A 17432-nucleotide genomic window follows, 5' to 3' on the forward strand; every position below is an offset into this window, starting at 1 on the left:
AGGACGCGTCATAGGGACGGGGCGATGTGGACGAGCAGCGTGGACGAGCGAGGCGGGCAGGGCGATGAGGACCGGGCGACGCGGCGGCGGCTCGGTGCGGTGGCGTCAGCGCGCCGTGGTTCCGCCCGCCCCCTCCGGCAGCGCCGCCCGCCACTCGTTGGCCCGTATGACATGGCCCTTGGGGTACTCGACGTCGCACTCCCCTCTGAGGGTGAAGCCGGCCTTGCGGCACACCGCGTTCGACGCGGCGTTGGCCACGGAGGGGAAGGCGTGGACGGTGCGGTGCCGGCCTTCGGCGGCGGCCTCCGCGAGGACCTGCCGGACCGCGGCCACGGCGATGCCACGGCCCTGGAACCCGGGGAGCACGCCCCAACCCGCCTCGTAGACCGCCTCGCCCTGCCACTGCATCTCCCAGAAGCCGACCGTGCCCACGGCCTCGCCCTCCGGAAGGAGCAGGACGCGGTACATCCGGCCCGGCCCTTCGCCGGCGAGGTAGCGGCGATGGCGCCGGGCGACCTGCTCCTCGGTCTCGGGGCCGCCCAAGTGCCGGGTCATCTCGGGGGCGTTGGCCCGGCGCAGCAGGTCGAGGCCGGCGTCCGTCCAGGGCTCGATCCGCACCTGCGGTGCGGCCTGCCGTGCGGCGTGCGGTGCTTGGGTCTTCCGTTCCGTCGTCATGACCCCAACGCTACGGGCGACCACTGACAGTCACACCGACGCGGTGGATGACGCCTGGTCATCGCCCTCTTCCCGACCGACCTCAGAGCCGACCTCGCGGCCGATTCCGCGGTCGGGGGACGGCGGTTCGCCGGAGGCCCGGCGGCCGGCTCTGGTGTGCAACGCGCGGCGGTGGGCGATCCATTGGACCGCGGCACCGGCGGCGGCGACGAGGGCGGAGACCGAGAGGCCGATGCCGGCGGCGCAGAGGCGATTCCCGGCGGCGGCGCTGCCGAGGTAGCCGAGGCCGATCGAGTAGGCCGTCCACAGCGACTCGGCGAGGCCGGCGCCGATCAGGTATTTGCGCAGCGGGTAGCGCAGCACTCCGGAGGCCAGCGCCCCGGCGATCCGCCCACTGGGCAGGAACCGTACGGCCACCACGAAGGGCGCCCCGTAACGCCGGATCCGCCGGGAGGTCCATTCGAGTGCCGCCCGGCGGTGCGGGCGGCGCAGCATCCAGGCACGGACGGGGCCGCCGAACCGCCGTGCGGCGAGGTACATCAGCACGTCGCCGAGGAAGGCGCTGGCGGCGACGATCGCCAGGACGAGCGGGAGGGAGGCGCGCCCGTCGGAGGCGAGGACGCCGGCGGAGACCAGCAGGCCGGAGTTGGGGACCAGTGGCGGCAGGGTGGTGAGCGCCAGCAGGCCGTAGAGGGCGAGTATGCCGTCCATCCGGCCGCCTCCTCGGATCCGCTCCCCGAGTCCGTATCCAGGCTGACGCGTGACGGAGTGGGCGGCAACGCGTGCGGTTCGGGACACCCGGGACTGGATCCATACCCCTAGGGGGTATAGAGTGAAGAAGGTCGGAAGGACGACACCGGCCGCCATCGCGCTCCCACGGGCCACTTGGGCACCACACTGAGCGCAACGGCCGCATCGCCCATACCCGCGCATGTCGGCACATTCGGCACCACAAGGAGAATCCCATGGCCGAGAACAGCTCCTGCTGCACCCCTGAAGGCTCCTGCAACACCGGCGGCGGCACCGCCGTCCAGGTCGGCACGGTGACCGCCACCTACAAGGTCACCGGCATGACCTGCGGGCACTGCGAGGGCGCGGTGTCGTCCGAGATCGGCGAGATCGCCGGGGTGAGCTCGGTGCAGGCGGTCGCGGCGACCGGCCTGGTGACCGTCACCTCGCAGGCCCCGCTGGACGAGGCCGCGGTACGCGCGGCGGTGGACGAGGCGGGCTACGAGCTGGTGGGTCGGGCCTGATTCCGGCCCGACGGCTTTCGCGATACCTTCACGAGGCGCAGGACGCGCCCGCTCCGGCGGGACGACCTGCGCCTCGCGCGTTTCGAGGGGTGCAGCCGCCCCGCTGCGGACACCGACGGTAATCGCCGCAGACCGGATGATCAGCGGCGAACGGTCACAACTTCGGGGTGCGGCCACGAAACTTCACATCGCTTTTACAACTGGCACAACACCCATACCTCAGGGCGTCGATCTACAAAAGGAAGCCCTTGACCGCATTCGCCCCCATATGGCATGAGACTCAGATCACACTCTTCGGAACGTAACCATTGAGGGGGGTCGCGAGTCTAACCGGGCAGTGCGAGCACCCCGGCGGGGCTTGCACTGCGACAGCCGTGCAAGGTCTTGGGGGACCGCGCCCGGCTCCGCGTTGGCCGGGGCGACGCGCCCGGGGAGCTTTGAGCGGCCCTCCCGAATGTGCGCGTCCCGGCAGAGCGCGGTGCAACCCGGAACGCCCGGCCGGATCCCGTGGGGGGAATCCGCACCGGGACATGGGAAGCGCCCCGCACTCTGGACCCGTGGGGGGATCCGGAGGCGGGGCGCTTTCGTCTGCCCGCACGCGCCGCGGCGCAGGTCGCACAGGACCCGGCGATGCGTTTACGCGATTATCGATCACCAGTGGGCAGCGGTCGGCGCTGATCCGGCCGCTGCGTGGTGGCCGGGGTCAGCGCTCCTGGACGGGCACGAAGTCGCGCTCGACGACGCCGGTGTAGACCTGCCGCGGACGGCCGATGCGGGAACCGGGCTCGGTGATCATCTCGTGCCACTGGGCGATCCAGCCGGGCAGCCGGCCGAGCGCGAAGAGCACGGTGAACATCTCGGTCGGGAAGCCCATCGCCCGGTAGATCAGGCCGGTGTAGAAGTCGACGTTCGGGTAGAGCTTGCGCTCGACGAAGTAGTCGTCGGCCAGCGCGTGCTCTTCGAGCTTGAGGGCGATGTCGAGGAGCTCGTCGCTCTTGCCGAGCGCCGAGAGGACGTCGTGCGCCGCCGCCTTGATGATCTTCGCCCGGGGGTCGAAGTTCTTGTAGACGCGGTGCCCGAAGCCCATGAGCTTCACGCCGTCTTCCTTGTTCTTCACCTTGCGGATGAAGGTGTCGACGTCGCCGCCGGCGTCCCGGATGCCCTCAAGCATCTCCAGCACCGACTGGTTGGCACCGCCGTGCAGGGGGCCCCAGAGGGCGTTGATGCCGGCCGAGATCGAGGCGAAGAGGTTCGCCTGCGAGGAGCCGACCAGACGCACGGTGGAGGTCGAACAGTTCTGCTCGTGGTCCGCGTGCAGGATCAGCAGCTTGTCGAGCGCGCTGACCACGACCGGGTCCAGCTCGTACTCGGCGGCGGGGACCGAGAAGGTCATCCGCAGGAAGTTCTCCACGTACCCGAGGTCGTTGCTCGGGTAGACGACCGGGTGGCCGACCATCTTCTTGTAGGCGTAGGCCGCAATGGTCGGGAGCTTGGCCAGCAGGCGGATCGTGGAGATGTGCCGCTGCCGCTCGTCGAACGGGTTGTGGCTGTCCTGGTAGAACGTCGACAGCGCGCTGACCACGGACGACAGCATGGCCATCGGGTGGGCGTCCCGGGGGAAGCCGTCGTAGAAGCGCTTGACGTCCTCGTGGAGCAGGGTGTGGTAGGTGATGTCCTGCTTGAAGGTCGCCAGCTCGTCGACGGTGGGCAGCTCACCGTTGATGAGGAGGTACGCGGTCTCGACGAACGTGCTGCGCTCCGCGAGCTGCTCGATCGGATAACCGCGGTAACGAAGGATGCCCTTTTCGCCGTCGAGATAAGTGACCGCGGATTTATATGCCGCGGTGTTGCCGTAACCGGAATCCAGGGTCACCAGACCGGTCTGGGCGCGCAGCTTCGAGATGTCGAAGCCCTTGTCGCCGACCGTGCTGTCGACGACCGGGTAGCTGTATTCGCCGTCCCCGTAACGCAGTACTACAGAGTTGTCGCTCACGTCATCCCTCACCGACGTTGTGCCTCTTCTTCGAGGTGCCCTGACTGCCTATACCTTCCCCCATTTGGACGTTGGATGTGCACTCGGGGTCGGCCATAGGGCCTCATCGCGGCACTCAGTGCCGCGTTGGAGTCCATCCTGCTCCCCTTCGCCCCGATTGGGAAAGAGGGGCGACCTCAGATCGCTCCGGCGAGCCGGTGATCCAACGCGGTATGCCTCCGACCGGCGGATACCGTGCGTACGGCCTGCCCGAGGGCCCTGCGGGAGCCGACCAGCACCACCAGGCGTTTCGCCCGGGTCACGGCCGTATAGAGCAGGTTGCGCTGGAGCATCATCCAGGCGCTGGTGGTGATCGGAATCACCACCGCCGGATACTCGCTCCCCTGGGAGCGATGGATCGTCACCGCGTAGGCGTGGGCGAGTTCGTCCAGTTCGTCGAAGTCGTACGGCACCTCCTCGTCCTCGTCCGTGAGGACCGTCAGCCGCTGCTCGACGGTGTCCAGGGCGGTGACCACCCCCACCGTGCCGTTGAAGACGCCGTTGAGGCCCTTCTCGTAGTTGTTCCGGATCTGGGTGACCTTGTCGCCGACGCGGAAGACCCGGCCGCCGAAGCGGCGCTCCGGCAGATCCGGGCGGGCCGGGGTCACCGCCTGCTGGAGCAGGCCGTTGAGCGCCCCCGCGCCGGCCGGGCCGCGGTGCATCGGGGCCAGCACCTGGACGTCCCGGCGCGGGTCGAGGTCGAACTTCGCCGGGATGCGGCGCGCGACCACGTCCACCGTCAGTCGGGCGGCCTCCTCCGCGTCCTCCTCGGGGAACAGGAAGAAATCCGCAAGACCGCTGGTCAGCGGGGGGACGCCGGAGTTGATGCGGTGTGCGTTGGTGACCACGCCGGACTGCTGGGCCTGGCGGAAGATCTTGGTCAGCCGGACGGCCGGCACCCGGCCGCCCCGACCGGGCCCCGACTCGGCCAGCAGATCGCGCAGCACCTCGCCGGCGCCCACCGACGGCAGCTGGTCCACGTCCCCCACCAGCAGCAGATGGGCGCCCGGCGGCACCGCCTTGACGAGCTTGTTCGCCAACAGCAGGTCGAGCATCGACGCCTCGTCGACCACCACCAGATCGGCGTCCAGCGGGCGGTCCGCGTCGTAGGCGGCGTCCCCGCCCGGTTTGAGCTCCAGCAGGCGGTGGACGGTGGAGGCGTCCGCCCCGGTCAGCTCCGCCAGCCGCTTGGCCGCCCGGCCCGTGGGCGCCGCCAGCACCACCGTGGCCTGCTTGGCGCGGGCCAGCTCGACCACCGAGCGGACGGTGAACGACTTGCCGCAGCCCGGGCCGCCCGTGAGCACCGCGACCTTGCTGGTCAGCGCCAGCCGGACGGCGGCCTGTTGCTCGGGGGCCAGCTGCGCCCCCGTGCGCCGCGCCAGCCACGCGAGCGCCTTGTCCCAGTCCACGTCCTGGAAGGCGGGCATCCGGTCCTCGTCGGTGCGCAGCAACCGGGTCAGCCGCCCGGCCAGGGAGAGCTCGGCGCGATGGAACGGCACCAGATAGACCGCGGTGACCGGAGCGCCGTCCTCCGGGCCGGGGACCTTCTCCCGCACCACGCCCTCCGGGTCCGCGGCCAGTTCGGCCAGGCAGTCGATGACCAGGCCGGTGTCCACCTGGAGCAACTTCACCGCGTCCGCGATCAGTTGCTCCTCGGGAAGGAAGCAGTGGCCCTGGTCCGTGGACTGCGACAGGGCGTACTGGAGGCCGGACTTGACCCGGTCCGGGCTGTCGTGCGGGATGCCCACCGACTGGGCGATGCGGTCGGCGGTCAGGAAGCCGATGCCCCAGACGTCGGCGGCCAGGCGGTAGGGCTGGTTCTTCACCACGGAGATCGACGCGTCGCCGTACTTCTTGTAGATCCGCACGGCGATGGAGGTGGACACGCCGACGCCCTGGAGGAAGACCATGACCTCCTTGATGGCCTTCTGCTCCTCCCAGGCGGCACCGATCAGCTTGGTGCGCTTGGGGCCCAACCCGGGCACCTCGATCAGCCGGCCGGGGTCGCTCTCGATCACGTCGAGGGTGTCGATGCCGAAGTGCTCGGTGATGCGGTCGGCGATCCGGGGGCCGATGCCCTTGATGAGGCCCGAGCCCAGATAGCGGCGGATGCCCTGGACGGTGGCGGGCAGCACGGTGGTGTAGTTGTCGACCGTGAACTGCTTGCCGTACTGGGGGTGGGAGCCCCAGCGGCCCTCCATCCGGAGCGACTCCCCCGGCTGCGCCCCCAACAGCGCGCCGACGACGGTCAGCAGCTCCCCGGAGCCACGGCCCGTGTCGACCCGCGCGACCGTGTAACCGTTGTCCTCGTTGGCATAGGTGATCCGCTCAAGGACCCCTTCCACCACGGCTGCGTTGACCATGCCCCGACGGTACCGCCGAGGGGTGACAGCGCGGCGGGCGCGGCAGGGGCCGCACGGCGCGCGGCACGGGTCAGGCGACGTGGGCGGTGAAGCGGGCGATGACCTCCGTGAGGACCTCGGCGCCGTCGCGGGACCACAGGGACGGGTTGAAGATCTCCACCTCGATCGGGCCCCGGTAGCCGGCCGCGTCGACGCCCGCACGGAACCGGCGCAGGTCCACCGCGCCGTCGCCCAACTGCCCCCGCCCCAGCAGGACGCCCTCCGGGAGCGGTGTGATCCAGTCGGCGAGCTGGAAGGCGGCGATCCTGCCGGGCACGGCCTCGGCGCCCGTGGTGGGGGCCGAGCCGCCGGCCCGGACGAGCTGGGCGTCGATGGTGTCGTCCCACCACAGGTGGTAGGTGTCCACCACCACGCCCACCTGGTCGGCGGGGAACCGCTCGGCCAGATCAAGGGCCTGGGCGAGGGTGGAGACCACGCACCGGTCCGCCGCGTACATCGGGTGCAGCGGTTCCAGGGCCAGCCGGACGCCCCGCTCGGCGGCGTACGGGGCCAGTTCGGCGAGCGCGTCGGCGACCCGCTCCCGGGCGCCGGGGAGGTCCCGGCTGCCGGGCGGCAGCCCGCCCGAGACCAGGACCAGGGTGCCGGTCCCGAGAGTCGCGGCCTCCTCCACGGCGGCCCGGTTGTCCGCCAGGGCCGCCCTGCGCTCCGCCGGGTCCTCGGCGGTGAAGAAGCCGCCCCGGCAGAGGCTGGTGACGGCCAGCCCGGCGTCCCGTACGAGGCGGGCGGCGGCCCCCGGCCCGTAGGCGCGCACCGGTGCCCGCCACAGGCCGACGCCCCGCAGGCCCGCCCGGGCGCAGCCGTCGGCCAGTTCGGGCAGTGACCACTGGCGGATGGTCTCCTGGTTGAGGCTCAGGCGGGCGAGGAGGGACGCCTCGCTGCTCGTCACGGGGTGCTCGCCTCCTCGGCGCCGTGGACGGCCAGCAGGGCGCGCATCCGCGCGGCGGCCAGGTCCGGGTCGGGGAACAGGCCGAGGGCGGCGGCGAGTTCGTGGGCGCGGCGCAGGTGGGGCAGGGAGCGGGCCGCCTGCAGGCCGCCGACCATGGTGAAGTGGGACTGGTGCCCGGCCAACCAGGCGAGCAGCACCACGCCGGTCTTGTAGTAGCGGGTGGGGCGCTGGAAGAGGTGACGGGCCAGGGGGACGGTCGGGTCCAGGACGGCGCGGAAGCCGGCCGGGTCGTCGGCGTCCAGGCGGCGGACCGCCGCGGCGGCCAGCGCGGCGAGCGGGTCGAAGACGCCCAGCAGGGCGTCGCTGAAGCCGTGGGCGTCGCCGGCGATCAGTTCCGGGTAGTGGAAGTCGTCGCCCGTGTAGCAGCGCACTCCCCGAGGGAGCCGGCGGCGCAGCCGGACTTCCCGGGAGGCGTCCAGGAGGGAGACCTTGACGCCGTCCACCGCAGCGGGGTTGTCGGCGATGATGCCGAGGAGCGTCTCGGTGGCGGCGTCGAGGTCCGGGCCGCCCCAGTAGCCGGCCAGCGCCGGGTCGAACATCGGGCCGAGCCAGTGCAGGATCACCGGGCGGGTGGTCTGGCGCAACAGGTGCCCGTAGAGGTCGCGGTAGGTGTCCGGGGCGGCGCCGAGCGCGGCGAGCTGACGGGAGGCCAGCAGGACGGGCTGGGCCCCGGCGTCCTCGACCAGAGCGAGCTGTTCCTCGTAGGCGGCCCGGACGTCGGCCAACGTGGCTCCGGTCTGCGGGAGTTGATCGGTACCGGTGCCGCAGGCCAGGCGACCGCCGACCGTGCGGGCCTCGGCGGCCGTGCGGCGGATCAGTTCGGCGGCGCACGGCCAGTCCAGGCCCATGCCGCGCTGCGCGGTGTCCATCGCCTCGGCCACGCCCAGCCCGTGCGCCCAGAGGTGGTGGCGGAAGGCGAGGGTGGCCTCCCAGTCGAGGGCGGCCGGGCCGTCCGGGGTGGTGTCGGCACGCGGGTCGGCGACCACATGGGCGGCGGCGAAGACCCTGCGGGAGCGCGGCTGCGGGGTCCTCCCGGAGAGGGCCGGCGGGTTCGGGGGGTCCGGGACGGTCACCGGGTCAGCTCCGGTACGGGCAGCCGGCGGCCCTCCGCCGAGGAGCGCAGGCCCAGTTCGGCGAGTTGGACGCCGCGGGCGCCCGCCCAGAGGTCCCAGTGCCAGGGACCGTCGGCGACCACGTGCCGGAGGAAGAGCTCCCACTGCGCCTTGAAGGCGTTGTCGAACTCGGCGTTGTCGGGCACCTCCTGCCACTGGTCGCGGAACGGCTCGGTGGACGGCAGGTCGGGGTTCCAGACGGGTTTGGGGGTGGTGGCGCGGTGCTGGACGCGGCAGCGGCGCAGCCCGGCGACGGCGGAGCCCTCGGTGCCGTCGACCTGGAACTCCAGCAGTTCGTCGCGGTGCACCCGGACCGCCCAGGAGGAGTTGATCTGGGCGAGGACGCCGCCGTCGAGTTCGAAGAGGGCGTAGGCCGCGTCGTCGGCGGTGGCCTCGTAGGGGGCACCGGACTCGTCCCGGCGGCGCGGGAGGTGGGTGGTCACCCGGGCCTGGACGGCGCGGACCGGCCCGAACAGCTCGTGCAGCACGTACTCCCAGTGCGGGAACATGTCGGACGCGATGCCGCCGCCGTCCTCGGCGCGGTAGTTCCAGGAGGGGCGCTGGGCCGGCTGCCAGTCGCCCTCGAAGACCCAGTAGCCGAACTCGCCCCGCACGGACAGGACCCGGCCGAAGAAGCCGCCGTCCAGGAGGCGGCGGAGTTTGCGCAGCCCGGGCAGGAAGAGCTTGTCCTGGACGACGCCGTGTTTGACGCCGGCCTCCTGGGCGAGCCGGGCGAGGGCCAGGGCCCCGGTCAGGCCGGTGGCGGTGGGCTTCTCCACGTAGAGGTGCTTCCCGGCGGCAATCGCTTTCCTCACCGCCGGCTCGCGGGCGGCGGTGACCTGGGCGTCGAAGTAGATCTCGATGCCGCCGTCGGCGAGGACGGCGTCCAGGTCGGTGCTCCAGGTGAGGCCGTGCCGGTCGGCCAGCGCCCGGACCCGCGGCGCGGAACGACCGACGAGCACCGGTTCCGGCCAGATCACCGTGCCGTCGTCCAGCGGGAGTCCGCCCTGGTCGCGCAGGGCCAGGAGGGAGCGGACCAGATGCTGGTGGTGGCCCATGCGCCCGGTCACGCCGTTCATGGCGATGCGTACGGTCCTGCGGGTCACGGCCCGACCTCTCTCGCGCTCGGCGGGTGGGATGGGTGCGGGGTGGCGGGTGGGGCAGGTGGGGCAGGTGGGGCGGCTGCGGAACGCCGCGGGGGGCGTGCCGGGTGGTGCGGGGGAGGGGTGTGCGGAGGGGTGCCTGTGGACAGTGAGCGCTTTCCCCGAGAGGGGACGCTAGCCTGCGTGGCAGGTCGCCAACAAGGGTGCCGCTCGGCGGTCGTTGAGGCGTTCGGGAGGGTGTGATGGCGGTGGCGGAGCCGGAGTACGTCGTCGACGCCCCGATGGGGATGCGGCCGGCGTTCGCCACCCTCGGGGTGCCGGGGATGCCGGTGGGCGACGTGGTGCGGCTGGCCGTGGCGTGCGGCTATCAGGGGGTGGAGCTGCGGGCGCACCCCGAGGAGCCGGTGCATCCGCTGCTGGGCGTACGGGAACGGGCGGCGGTGCGCGGGCAGTTCGCCGACGCGGGTGTGGAGGTCCTGACCGTCGCCGGGTACGCGAAGGTCGCGGCGGAGTGTTCCGACGCCGCGGCGGAGGCGGAGCTGGCGCACGAGCTGGCCGAACTGGTGCTGCTGGCCGCCGATGTGGGGGCCCGGTACGTCCGGGTCTTCCCCGGTGGCGGCGGCCGTCCGGCGGAGCGGGCGGAGGCGGACGCGGTCCGGCGGCTGGCCGCGGTGGCGCCGCTGGCCGCGGAGCGCGGGGTGCGGGTGCTGCTGGAGACCCATGACTCGCACCGCACCGGTGTGGCGGCGGCCCGGATCCTGGAGGCGGTGGACGATCCGCACGTGGGGGCGGTGTGGGACGTGCTGCACAGCTGGCTCGGTGGGGAGGCGCCCGCGGTGACCCGGGCCGCGCTGGGCCGACATCTGGGATATGTGCAGGTCAAGGACGTGGCGTCGGCGGCGGATCTGACGCCGCTTCGGCTGGGGGCGGGGGTGCTGCCGCTGCCGGAGGTGGTGGCGGCGCTCGGGCCGGGGGCCGGCGGGTGGCTGTGCTGGGAGTACGAGAAGCGGTGGTATCCGCGGGCGGCGGAGCTCCCGGGACTGCTGGCGGCGGGCCGGGCGTATCTGGCGCGGCTGCTCGACGGGGCCGACGGGGCCGACGGGCGGGACGGGCACGGCAGCCGGGGCGGGGCCGCCGGCGGCGGCTGACCGGCCGGGCACCTCTCCGGCGGACGTCCGGGGCCGCCGCGGGGGCCCGCACCACACCGCGGCCCGGCCCGCAATCGCTGGGCGGCGCCGTGCTGCGCCGTCGTTGACCGGCAGTTGTTTTCCGGCTATCCGTGTCTCCTTGGAAGTTTCCTTCACATGTTCGAGGAAGCCCCCCCGGAAGGAGCGCAGATGCACTCCAGACGTACCGTCCTGACCACCGCCGCCGCGGCGGCCGCGGCCGCCACCCTGGGCACCGGCGCCGCGCACGCCGCCCCCTCCCCCACCCCACCGCCCTCGCGCGCCACCCTGGATCGGCTGCGCCGGCTCATCTCCCGGATGACACCGGAGGAGAAGGCCGGGCAGCTCTTCGTGATGCGGGTCTACGGGCACTCCGCGACCGACCCCGACCCGGCCGACGCCGAAGCCAACCGCAAGGAGCTCGGCGTCTCCAACGCCGCCGAGCTGATCGCCACGTACCACGTCGGCGGGATCATCTACTTCGGCTGGGCGCACAACACCCGCGACCCGTACCAGGTCGCCGAGCTGTCCAACGGCATCCAGGAGGCCGCCGCCGACCTGCGGGTCCCCGTCCCGGTGCTGATCTCCACGGACCAGGAGCACGGGATAGTGGCGCGGATCGGGACACCCGCGACGCTGCTGCCCGGGGCGATGGCGCTGGGCGCCGGCGGCTCCGTCGAGGACGCCCGCACGGCCGGGCGGATCTCCGGGCAGGAACTGCTCGCGATGGGCGTCCGGCAGGACTACGCGCCGGACGCCGACGTCAATGTGAACCCCGCCAACCCGGTCATCGGCGTACGGTCCTTCGGGGCCGACCCACAGGCCGTGGCCCGTATGGTCACGGCCCAGGTGCACGGCTACCAGGGCGCAGGGGTGGCGGCCTGCGCCAAGCACTTCCCCGGGCACGGCGACACCGACACCGACAGCCACGTCGGGCTGCCGTACATCCACCACTCCGCCCAGGAGTGGGAGCGGCTGGACGCGCCGCCCTTCAAGGCGGCGATCGCCGCCGGGATCGACTCGGTGATGACGGCGCACATCGTGGTGCCGGCCCTCGACCCCAGTGGCGACCCGGCGACCCTGTCCCGTCCGATCGTCACCGGGATCCTGCGGGAGCGCCTCGGTTACGACGGGGTGGTGGTGACCGATTCGCTGGGCATGGAGGGCGTCCGGGTGAAATACGGGGACCGCCGGGTGCCGGTGCTGGCGCTGCAGGCCGGGGTGGACCAGCTGCTGAACCCGCCGGACCTGTCCGTCGCGCACGGCGCGGTCGTCCGGGCGCTGCGGGACGGGGAGCTGAGCGAGCGGGAGATCGACGCCAAGCTGCTGCGGATCCTGCTGCTCAAGGAGCGCCGGGGGCTGTTCGCCGACCCGTACACCTCCCGGCAGCAGGTGGACCGGGTGGTGGGGGTGCGGGCCCACCGCGCCGCCGCGGACCGGATCGCGGACCGCACCACGACGTTGTTGCGCAACGACGACGGGCTGCTGCCGCTGTCCCGGCGGCGGACCGGCCGGCTGCTGGTGGTGGGGGTGGACCCGGACGCGCCGTCCGGCACCGGCGGCCCGCCCACCGGGGTGCTGGCCGAGGAGCTGACCCGGCTGGGCTTCGAGGCCACCGCGCTGTCCACCGGAATGGCGCCGTCCCGGGCGGTGATCGCCCGGGCGCGGCAGGCGCTGGCCGGGCGGGACGCGGTGGTGGTGGCCACGTACAACGTCACCGTGTCGTCGGCGCAACGGACGTTGGTCGCCGAGCTGTTGGCCACGGGGAAGCCGGTGGTGCAACTGGCGGTCCGCAATCCGTACGACATCGCCCTGTTGGACGAGGTGCCGGCGGCACTGGCGAGCTACTCGTGGACGGATGTGGAGCTGCGGGCCGCGGCCCGGGTGATCGCCGGGCGGCGGGCTCCGGTGGGCCGGCTGCCGGTGCCGATAATGCGCGCGGACGCGCCGCAGACCGCGCTGTACCAGATCGGGCACGGGCTGCGGTACTGAGCGGGTCGCCGGGGCATCGGGGCCCGGCGGGCGTGCGCCCTCCGCTCGGACGGAGGGCGCACGCCCCGGCGCGGCACGTCGCACACGGGATGCCCCGGCTGCGACGCGGTACGGGCCTACGGCCGCAGGGTCATGTGCGGGGAGAGCTCGGGTCGGTCGAGGGCGTTGTTGTCCGGGGCCTGGGCGACGGCCCGGCCGCCCGCGGGCACCGGCAGGCCGGCCCAGCCGAGGAGTTCGGCGGTGGCCTTGGTGCGGTCGGCGTCCTTGAGCTTGGCGATGTTGGCGCTGTGGTTGCCGCCGGGGACGGTGAAGAGGTACGAGTCCCGGGCGCCGCGGCCGAGTTCGAAGTGCTTGGCGCTCCACGGGTCGAACTGCCCGTTGACGAACATCATCTGCGTGGCGTGGTGCCGGACCCAGCGGTCGACGTCCGGCATGGCGCGCCGGTCGAACCGCATCGGGATCTCGCGGGGCACGAAGCTGCGGGAGTTGTTGATGCCCGGGTAGCGCAATAGGCCGCGCAGGTTGGCGTAGTGGTACTTGGGCTCACCGAGCTGGGTGCCCGCCTGGTAGTAGTACGGCTGGAACTTCTCCATGCCCTGGTCGGTGTAGGAGTCAAAGCCGCCGACCTTGTCGATCCAGGTCCACAGGGCGTCGGTGGTGACGTTGGGCGCGGGCACCTCGGCGCAGGCGGTCTCGGCGGGCTGGTACTGCCAGAAGCCGAAGACCAGGTCGGTGACGAGGACTTCGTAGGCCCGGTCGGCGTTGCCGACGAGGGTGAAGGTGCGCTTGTTCTCGCCGGCCCACTTCTCGTAGCGGTTGACCATCTCGTCGCGGCGCAGCAGCGCCTCGCGCTCGACCTTCCCGACGGCGGCGCGGCACTTGGGGGTGCCGACGGTGGCGAAGAAGCGGTCGTAGGCGGCGGTGTCGTCGCGGTCGGTGTTGTTGGGGGCGACGTAGGCGACGGTGCCGTTCATGTCGTGCGGGAAGAAGCGGCGGTAGTAGGTGGCCGTCATACCGCCCTTGCTGCCGCCGGTGGCGATCCAGTTCTTGGGGTAGAGCGTGTGCAGCGCCTGGAAGATGCGGTGCTGGTCGGTGGCGGCCTGCTGGATGTCCAGCTTCTTCCAGTCGGTGGGCACCGGGCGGGACGGGGTGAAGTAACGGTACTCCAGGGAGACCTGGTTACCGTCGATGATCTTTGTGGGCTCGCTGCGGGACGGCGTGGTGCTGACGTTGTAGCCGGAGGTGAAGAACACCGTGGGGCGGTCCACCGACTTGTGCAGCAGGGTCAGCCGCTGCTGGAAGGTGCCCTTCTCCGGGTGCCGGTGGTCGACCGGCTGGGCGTAGTCGAGGACGAAGTAGCGGTAGCCGTCGACCGGCTTCTCCTCGATCAGGCGCATCCCGGGGATCGCGAGGATCCGGTCCTTGATGTCCGGGCCGCCCGGTCCGGCGGCGGTGGCCGCCCCCGCCGGTGCGCTGACGCTCGTCGCACATAACAGTACGGCGAGCGTCAGCAGTCTTCTCTTGCCCTTGCGCATGGGCCCTCCCCTTGGGGTGTCAAAAGGTCGGGCCGAACCTATCTGCGCGGCGGGGCCGCCACCAGCCCCCATTGGGGCGCGGCGGATCATCTGCGGTCATGACGCCAGAAGGTTCTCCGCGGCCTCGCGCAGTGTCGCCCTGATGGCGCGGGGGTCGTCGAGAGCACCGCCCACCATCGCCCCGTCCCGCAGGAGGACCAGGGTCCGGGCCACGCGCTCGGGGTCGGGGTGGCCGGCGTCGCGGACCACGGTGCGCAGCACGCCGTGGAACCAGCCGCGGTGCTCGGCGATGTGGACGCGCGCCGGGTGCGCGGGATCGGGGAACTCCGCGGCGGCGTTGAGGAAGCCGCAGCCGCGGAACCCCGGCTGGCAGAGGTTGTCGCCGATCATGTCCATCAGGGCGAGCAGGGCGGCACGGCCCCGATGGGCGGCGAGGATGGCCGCCACGGCCTCCTCCACCCGTGCCCCACGGGCCTCCAGATAGGCGACGACCAGCCCGTCCTTGCTGGAGAAGTGGCGATAGAAGGTCGCCCGGGTGACCCCCGCCTCCGTGACCAGCTGCTCCACCCCCACGGCCTGGATGCCCTGCGCGTAGAACAGCCGCCCCGCGGTGTCCAGCAGGCGTTCTCTGGGGTGGGTTCTCTCGGTGGCTCCCGTGGTCATGGGCACCAGGGTAGGGAAGGGGCGGTGGGTCTCGGGCGGTCAGGGGCGGGACTTCGCGGGTCCGTTCCCGTAGGTGGTGACCAGAGGCTTCGTCTCGTCGACGACGTAGGTGGACAGCATCATCGTGGTTTCCCGGCCGACGTTGCGGGCGTTGTGGATGGCGCCGGAGGGGATGAAGAACGGGTCGCCGGTACGCAGCCGCAGGACCTGGCCGTCGTCGAACACCATCAGCACGTCACCGCGGACGAGGTAGCCGACCTCCACCCCGGGGTGGCTGTGCCGGCCGGACTCCTTGCCCGTGGGGATCTGCACCAGGGTCTGGACGGTTTCCCAGCCCTCGACGGGAGAGGGGTGGCGCTGGAGCACGGTCCGGGTGACCCCGGAGGTCGGATCGGTGGGGTCCACGGGTCCCGTGGGGTGGGTGTGGTCCCCGGGGCAGTGCGGGTGGGTGTCCCCGGGGCCGGCGCCGGGGGCCGCGGCGGCGGCGACCGACGGGACGAGGGCGGTCACACCGAGGGCACCGGCGGCTGCGCCGGCGTTACGGATCAGGGCGCGGCGGTCGATCATCATCGGGCTCCGTTCTGACGGACTTCCAGGAAGAACGAACGTTCTTTCTGCCTCGATAGAGTGCCGTCCCCACACGGGCGAGCGCAAGAGGGAGCCGCATCTTTTCCGGGCAGAAGCGGCGATCAAACTCCCCTGGCATGCTTCGAGTTGGCGTGCGTCACCTGTTTGACCGGTGACGGATGCTGTGCCACAGTCGTCGGGCACGCCCATGGCGGTCAACGGAACCCCGGTGCGCGTGGAATCTCCCGCGAGGCGCAGACCGCGGGCCGGCACTTCGAGACGCACGGAGGGCTTCACATGATCAACAGGCGTACGTTCGGCAAGGCGCTCGGCCTGGGGGCCGGCGGTGCGGTCGTCGCGACCCTGGCGGGGACGTCGGGGTCGGCGCATGCCGCGGCCGTGCCGGAGCAGCCGGCCGGCACGGCCGCCGGGACCACCGCCGGTCCCCGCGGGCGCGGCGCGTTCCCCCCGCTCAAGAGGATCAGGGCCGGCCTGCTGGAGATCGGCTACGCCGAGGTGGGGCCGGCGCACGGGCCGCCGGTCATCTGCCTGCACGGCTGGCCGTACGACATCCACAGCTTCGTCGAGGTGGCGCCGCTACTGGCGGCCGAGGGCCACCGGGTGATCGTTCCCTATCTGCGCGGCCACGGCTCGACGCGGTTCGTCTCCCCCCGGACCTTCAGGAACGGACAGCAGGCGGCCCTCGCCCTCGACACCGTCGCCCTGATGGACGCGCTGGGGCTGGAGAAGGCGGTGCTCGCCGGATTCGACTGGGGAGCCCGGACCGCCGACATCATCGCGGCGCTGTGGCCCGAGCGCTGCAAAGCCCTGGTGTCGGTGGGCGGTTACCTCGTCGTCAACCTGGAGGCGAACCTCCGACCGCTGGCGCCGGCGACCGAACACGCCTGGTGGTACCAGTACTACTTCGCCACGGAACGCGGCCGGCTCGCCATGGAGGACAAGGCCAAGCGGCACGACCTGACGCGGCTGGTCTGGGACACCGTGTCCCCGACATGGGACTTCGACGACACCACCTTCGAGCACACCGCCGCCGCCTTCGAGAACCCGGACTACGCCGCCGTCGTGATCCACAACTACCGCTGGCGGCTGGGCCTCGCCGAGGGCGAACGGCGCTACGAGCCGCACGAGGAGCGGCTCGCCGCCCGCCCGGCCATCACCGTGCCGACGGTGACGCTGGACGCCGAGCTCGACCCGTTCACCGTGCCGGGCGGCGGATCCGCGTACCGGGACCGGTTCACGGGCCCGTACGAGCACCGGACCCTGAAGGGCATCGGCCACAACCTGCCCCAGGAGGCACCCGCGGCGTTCGCCCGGGCCGTCCTCGACGCCGACCGCCTCTGACGGGGGCGACGGACAGAAGGACACCGTGCGGACACGCTTCCGCACGGAATCGCCCGGCGCGGCGGGCGAGTCGGGCCGCGCCGCAGACAACCGAAGGAGCGGGAGGACGACGATGCAGGACCGCAGCACGCAGGACGACGGCTCGGCGGTGCGCCGCGCACGGTTCGGCGCACTGCCCGAGCGGATCGCCCGCGAGGACATGATCGGGACCAAGGCGGCCTCGCCGAGGGGCCCGGAGCGCGACGTCGGCACCCCAGGGGCCGGGGAGATCCTCTCCTGCCTGGCGTGGGACATGGTGCTCTGAAGCGCGCCCTCCGCCGCCGCACGGGGCCGCGGGCCCTCGCGGCGGCGGCGACGGAAAAGCCTTTCGGGCGGCCTCGCGGTGCCTGGTACGGTGGCCGCGGCAGTGATCCTTCGTAGAGGAGTCCAGACATGGTGGGTGACGACGACATCTCCGGGTGAGACCCGGATCTGATCGACCACCGGCAGGCGCACCGTTGGCAGTGCGGCCGTCGTGGTCATCTCGCCGTCCCCTTTTCCCCTGTCTCCGGCGCAGTGCCCTTCGCCCGATGGTTTCCGTATCGCGGTGGTTTCCGTATCGCG

General features: G+C 72.3%; 15 protein-coding genes. 5 read left to right on the forward strand and 10 right to left on the reverse strand.

What is annotated here, in order from left to right:
* Positions 1–105: 105 nt before the first annotated feature.
* Together JNO44_RS17295 and JNO44_RS17300 are read right to left on the reverse strand one after the other, a co-directional pair.
* A complete protein-coding gene (locus tag JNO44_RS17295) occupies positions 106–675 on the reverse strand; it encodes a GNAT family N-acetyltransferase (RefSeq protein WP_205365105.1) in 570 nt (189 codons plus the stop codon).
* 30 nt (positions 676–705) lie between these two features.
* Positions 706–1386 carry a DedA family protein gene (locus JNO44_RS17300; protein WP_205365107.1) on the reverse strand — a complete coding sequence of 227 codons (681 nt, stop codon included), beginning with the start codon at positions 1384–1386 and terminating at the stop codon, positions 706–708.
* A 254-nt stretch (positions 1387–1640) separates the two neighbouring features.
* On the opposite strand from JNO44_RS17300, the gene JNO44_RS17305 reads away from it, so the two are divergent.
* The gene (locus tag JNO44_RS17305; protein WP_073442331.1) at positions 1641–1928 is read left to right on the forward strand and encodes a heavy-metal-associated domain-containing protein; all 288 of its coding nucleotides are present in this window, start codon (positions 1641–1643) and stop codon (positions 1926–1928) included.
* Positions 1929–2631: 703 nt separating this feature from the next.
* Here JNO44_RS17305 and JNO44_RS17310 read toward each other — a convergent pair.
* The 5 genes from JNO44_RS17310 to JNO44_RS17330 form a co-directional block, all read right to left on the reverse strand.
* Positions 2632–3921, reverse strand: a complete 1290-nt coding sequence (locus JNO44_RS17310; RefSeq protein WP_205365109.1) for a citrate synthase — start codon at positions 3919–3921, stop codon at positions 2632–2634.
* A 176-nt stretch (positions 3922–4097) separates the two neighbouring features.
* Positions 4098–6323, reverse strand: a complete 2226-nt coding sequence (gene recD2 / locus JNO44_RS17315; protein ID WP_205365112.1) for an SF1B family DNA helicase RecD2 — start codon at positions 6321–6323, stop codon at positions 4098–4100.
* A gap of 70 nt (positions 6324–6393) precedes the next feature.
* Complete coding sequence (locus JNO44_RS17320) at positions 6394–7269, reverse strand: sugar phosphate isomerase/epimerase family protein (protein WP_205365114.1); 876 nt, start codon at positions 7267–7269, stop codon at positions 6394–6396.
* Entirely contained in the window at positions 7266–8402 is a 1137-nt protein-coding gene (locus JNO44_RS17325; RefSeq protein ID WP_205365116.1) for a dihydrodipicolinate synthase family protein, read from the reverse strand. The genes JNO44_RS17320 and JNO44_RS17325 overlap by 4 nt, the downstream gene beginning before the upstream one ends.
* The gene (locus JNO44_RS17330) at positions 8399–9547 is read right to left on the reverse strand and encodes a Gfo/Idh/MocA family protein (RefSeq protein ID WP_205365118.1); all 1149 of its coding nucleotides are present in this window, start codon (positions 9545–9547) and stop codon (positions 8399–8401) included. The genes JNO44_RS17325 and JNO44_RS17330 overlap by 4 nt, the downstream gene beginning before the upstream one ends.
* A 284-nt stretch (positions 9548–9831) precedes the next feature.
* Here JNO44_RS17330 and JNO44_RS17335 point away from each other — a divergent pair, with 284 nt between their 5' ends.
* Together JNO44_RS17335 and JNO44_RS17340 are read left to right on the forward strand one after the other, a co-directional pair.
* Entirely contained in the window at positions 9832–10692 is an 861-nt protein-coding gene (locus JNO44_RS17335) for a sugar phosphate isomerase/epimerase family protein (protein WP_205369974.1), read from the forward strand.
* A gap of 189 nt (positions 10693–10881) precedes the next feature.
* On the forward strand, positions 10882–12702 hold the full coding sequence (locus JNO44_RS17340) for a glycoside hydrolase family 3 protein (protein ID WP_205365120.1): 1821 nt from the start codon (positions 10882–10884) through the stop codon (positions 12700–12702).
* A gap of 116 nt (positions 12703–12818) precedes the next feature.
* Here the strand turns inward: JNO44_RS17340 and JNO44_RS17345 are convergent, their stop codons facing one another.
* The 3 genes from JNO44_RS17345 to JNO44_RS17355 form a co-directional block, all read right to left on the reverse strand.
* The gene (locus JNO44_RS17345) at positions 12819–14237 is read right to left on the reverse strand and encodes a S28 family serine protease (protein WP_205365122.1); all 1419 of its coding nucleotides are present in this window, start codon (positions 14235–14237) and stop codon (positions 12819–12821) included.
* A 96-nt stretch (positions 14238–14333) separates the two neighbouring features.
* Positions 14334–14900, reverse strand: a complete 567-nt coding sequence (locus JNO44_RS17350) for a TetR/AcrR family transcriptional regulator (protein ID WP_205365124.1) — start codon at positions 14898–14900, stop codon at positions 14334–14336.
* A gap of 39 nt (positions 14901–14939) precedes the next feature.
* Positions 14940–15470 (reverse strand): cupin domain-containing protein, encoded by a 531-nt coding sequence (locus JNO44_RS17355; protein ID WP_275695753.1) that lies wholly within the window; start codon positions 15468–15470, stop codon positions 14940–14942.
* Positions 15471–15764: 294 nt separating this feature from the next.
* Between JNO44_RS17355 and JNO44_RS17360 the strand changes: the two genes are divergently transcribed.
* Together JNO44_RS17360 and JNO44_RS17365 are read left to right on the forward strand one after the other, a co-directional pair.
* Positions 15765–16829 (forward strand): alpha/beta fold hydrolase, encoded by a 1065-nt coding sequence (locus JNO44_RS17360; RefSeq protein WP_205365126.1) that lies wholly within the window; start codon positions 15765–15767, stop codon positions 16827–16829.
* 112 nt (positions 16830–16941) lie between these two features.
* Complete coding sequence (locus JNO44_RS17365; protein ID WP_205365128.1) at positions 16942–17133, forward strand: hypothetical protein; 192 nt, start codon at positions 16942–16944, stop codon at positions 17131–17133.
* Positions 17134–17432 lie beyond the last annotated feature (299 nt).

The organism is Streptomyces noursei (assembly GCF_016917755.1).
In the GTDB taxonomy this organism is placed as follows: domain Bacteria; phylum Actinomycetota; class Actinomycetes; order Streptomycetales; family Streptomycetaceae; genus Streptomyces; species Streptomyces yunnanensis.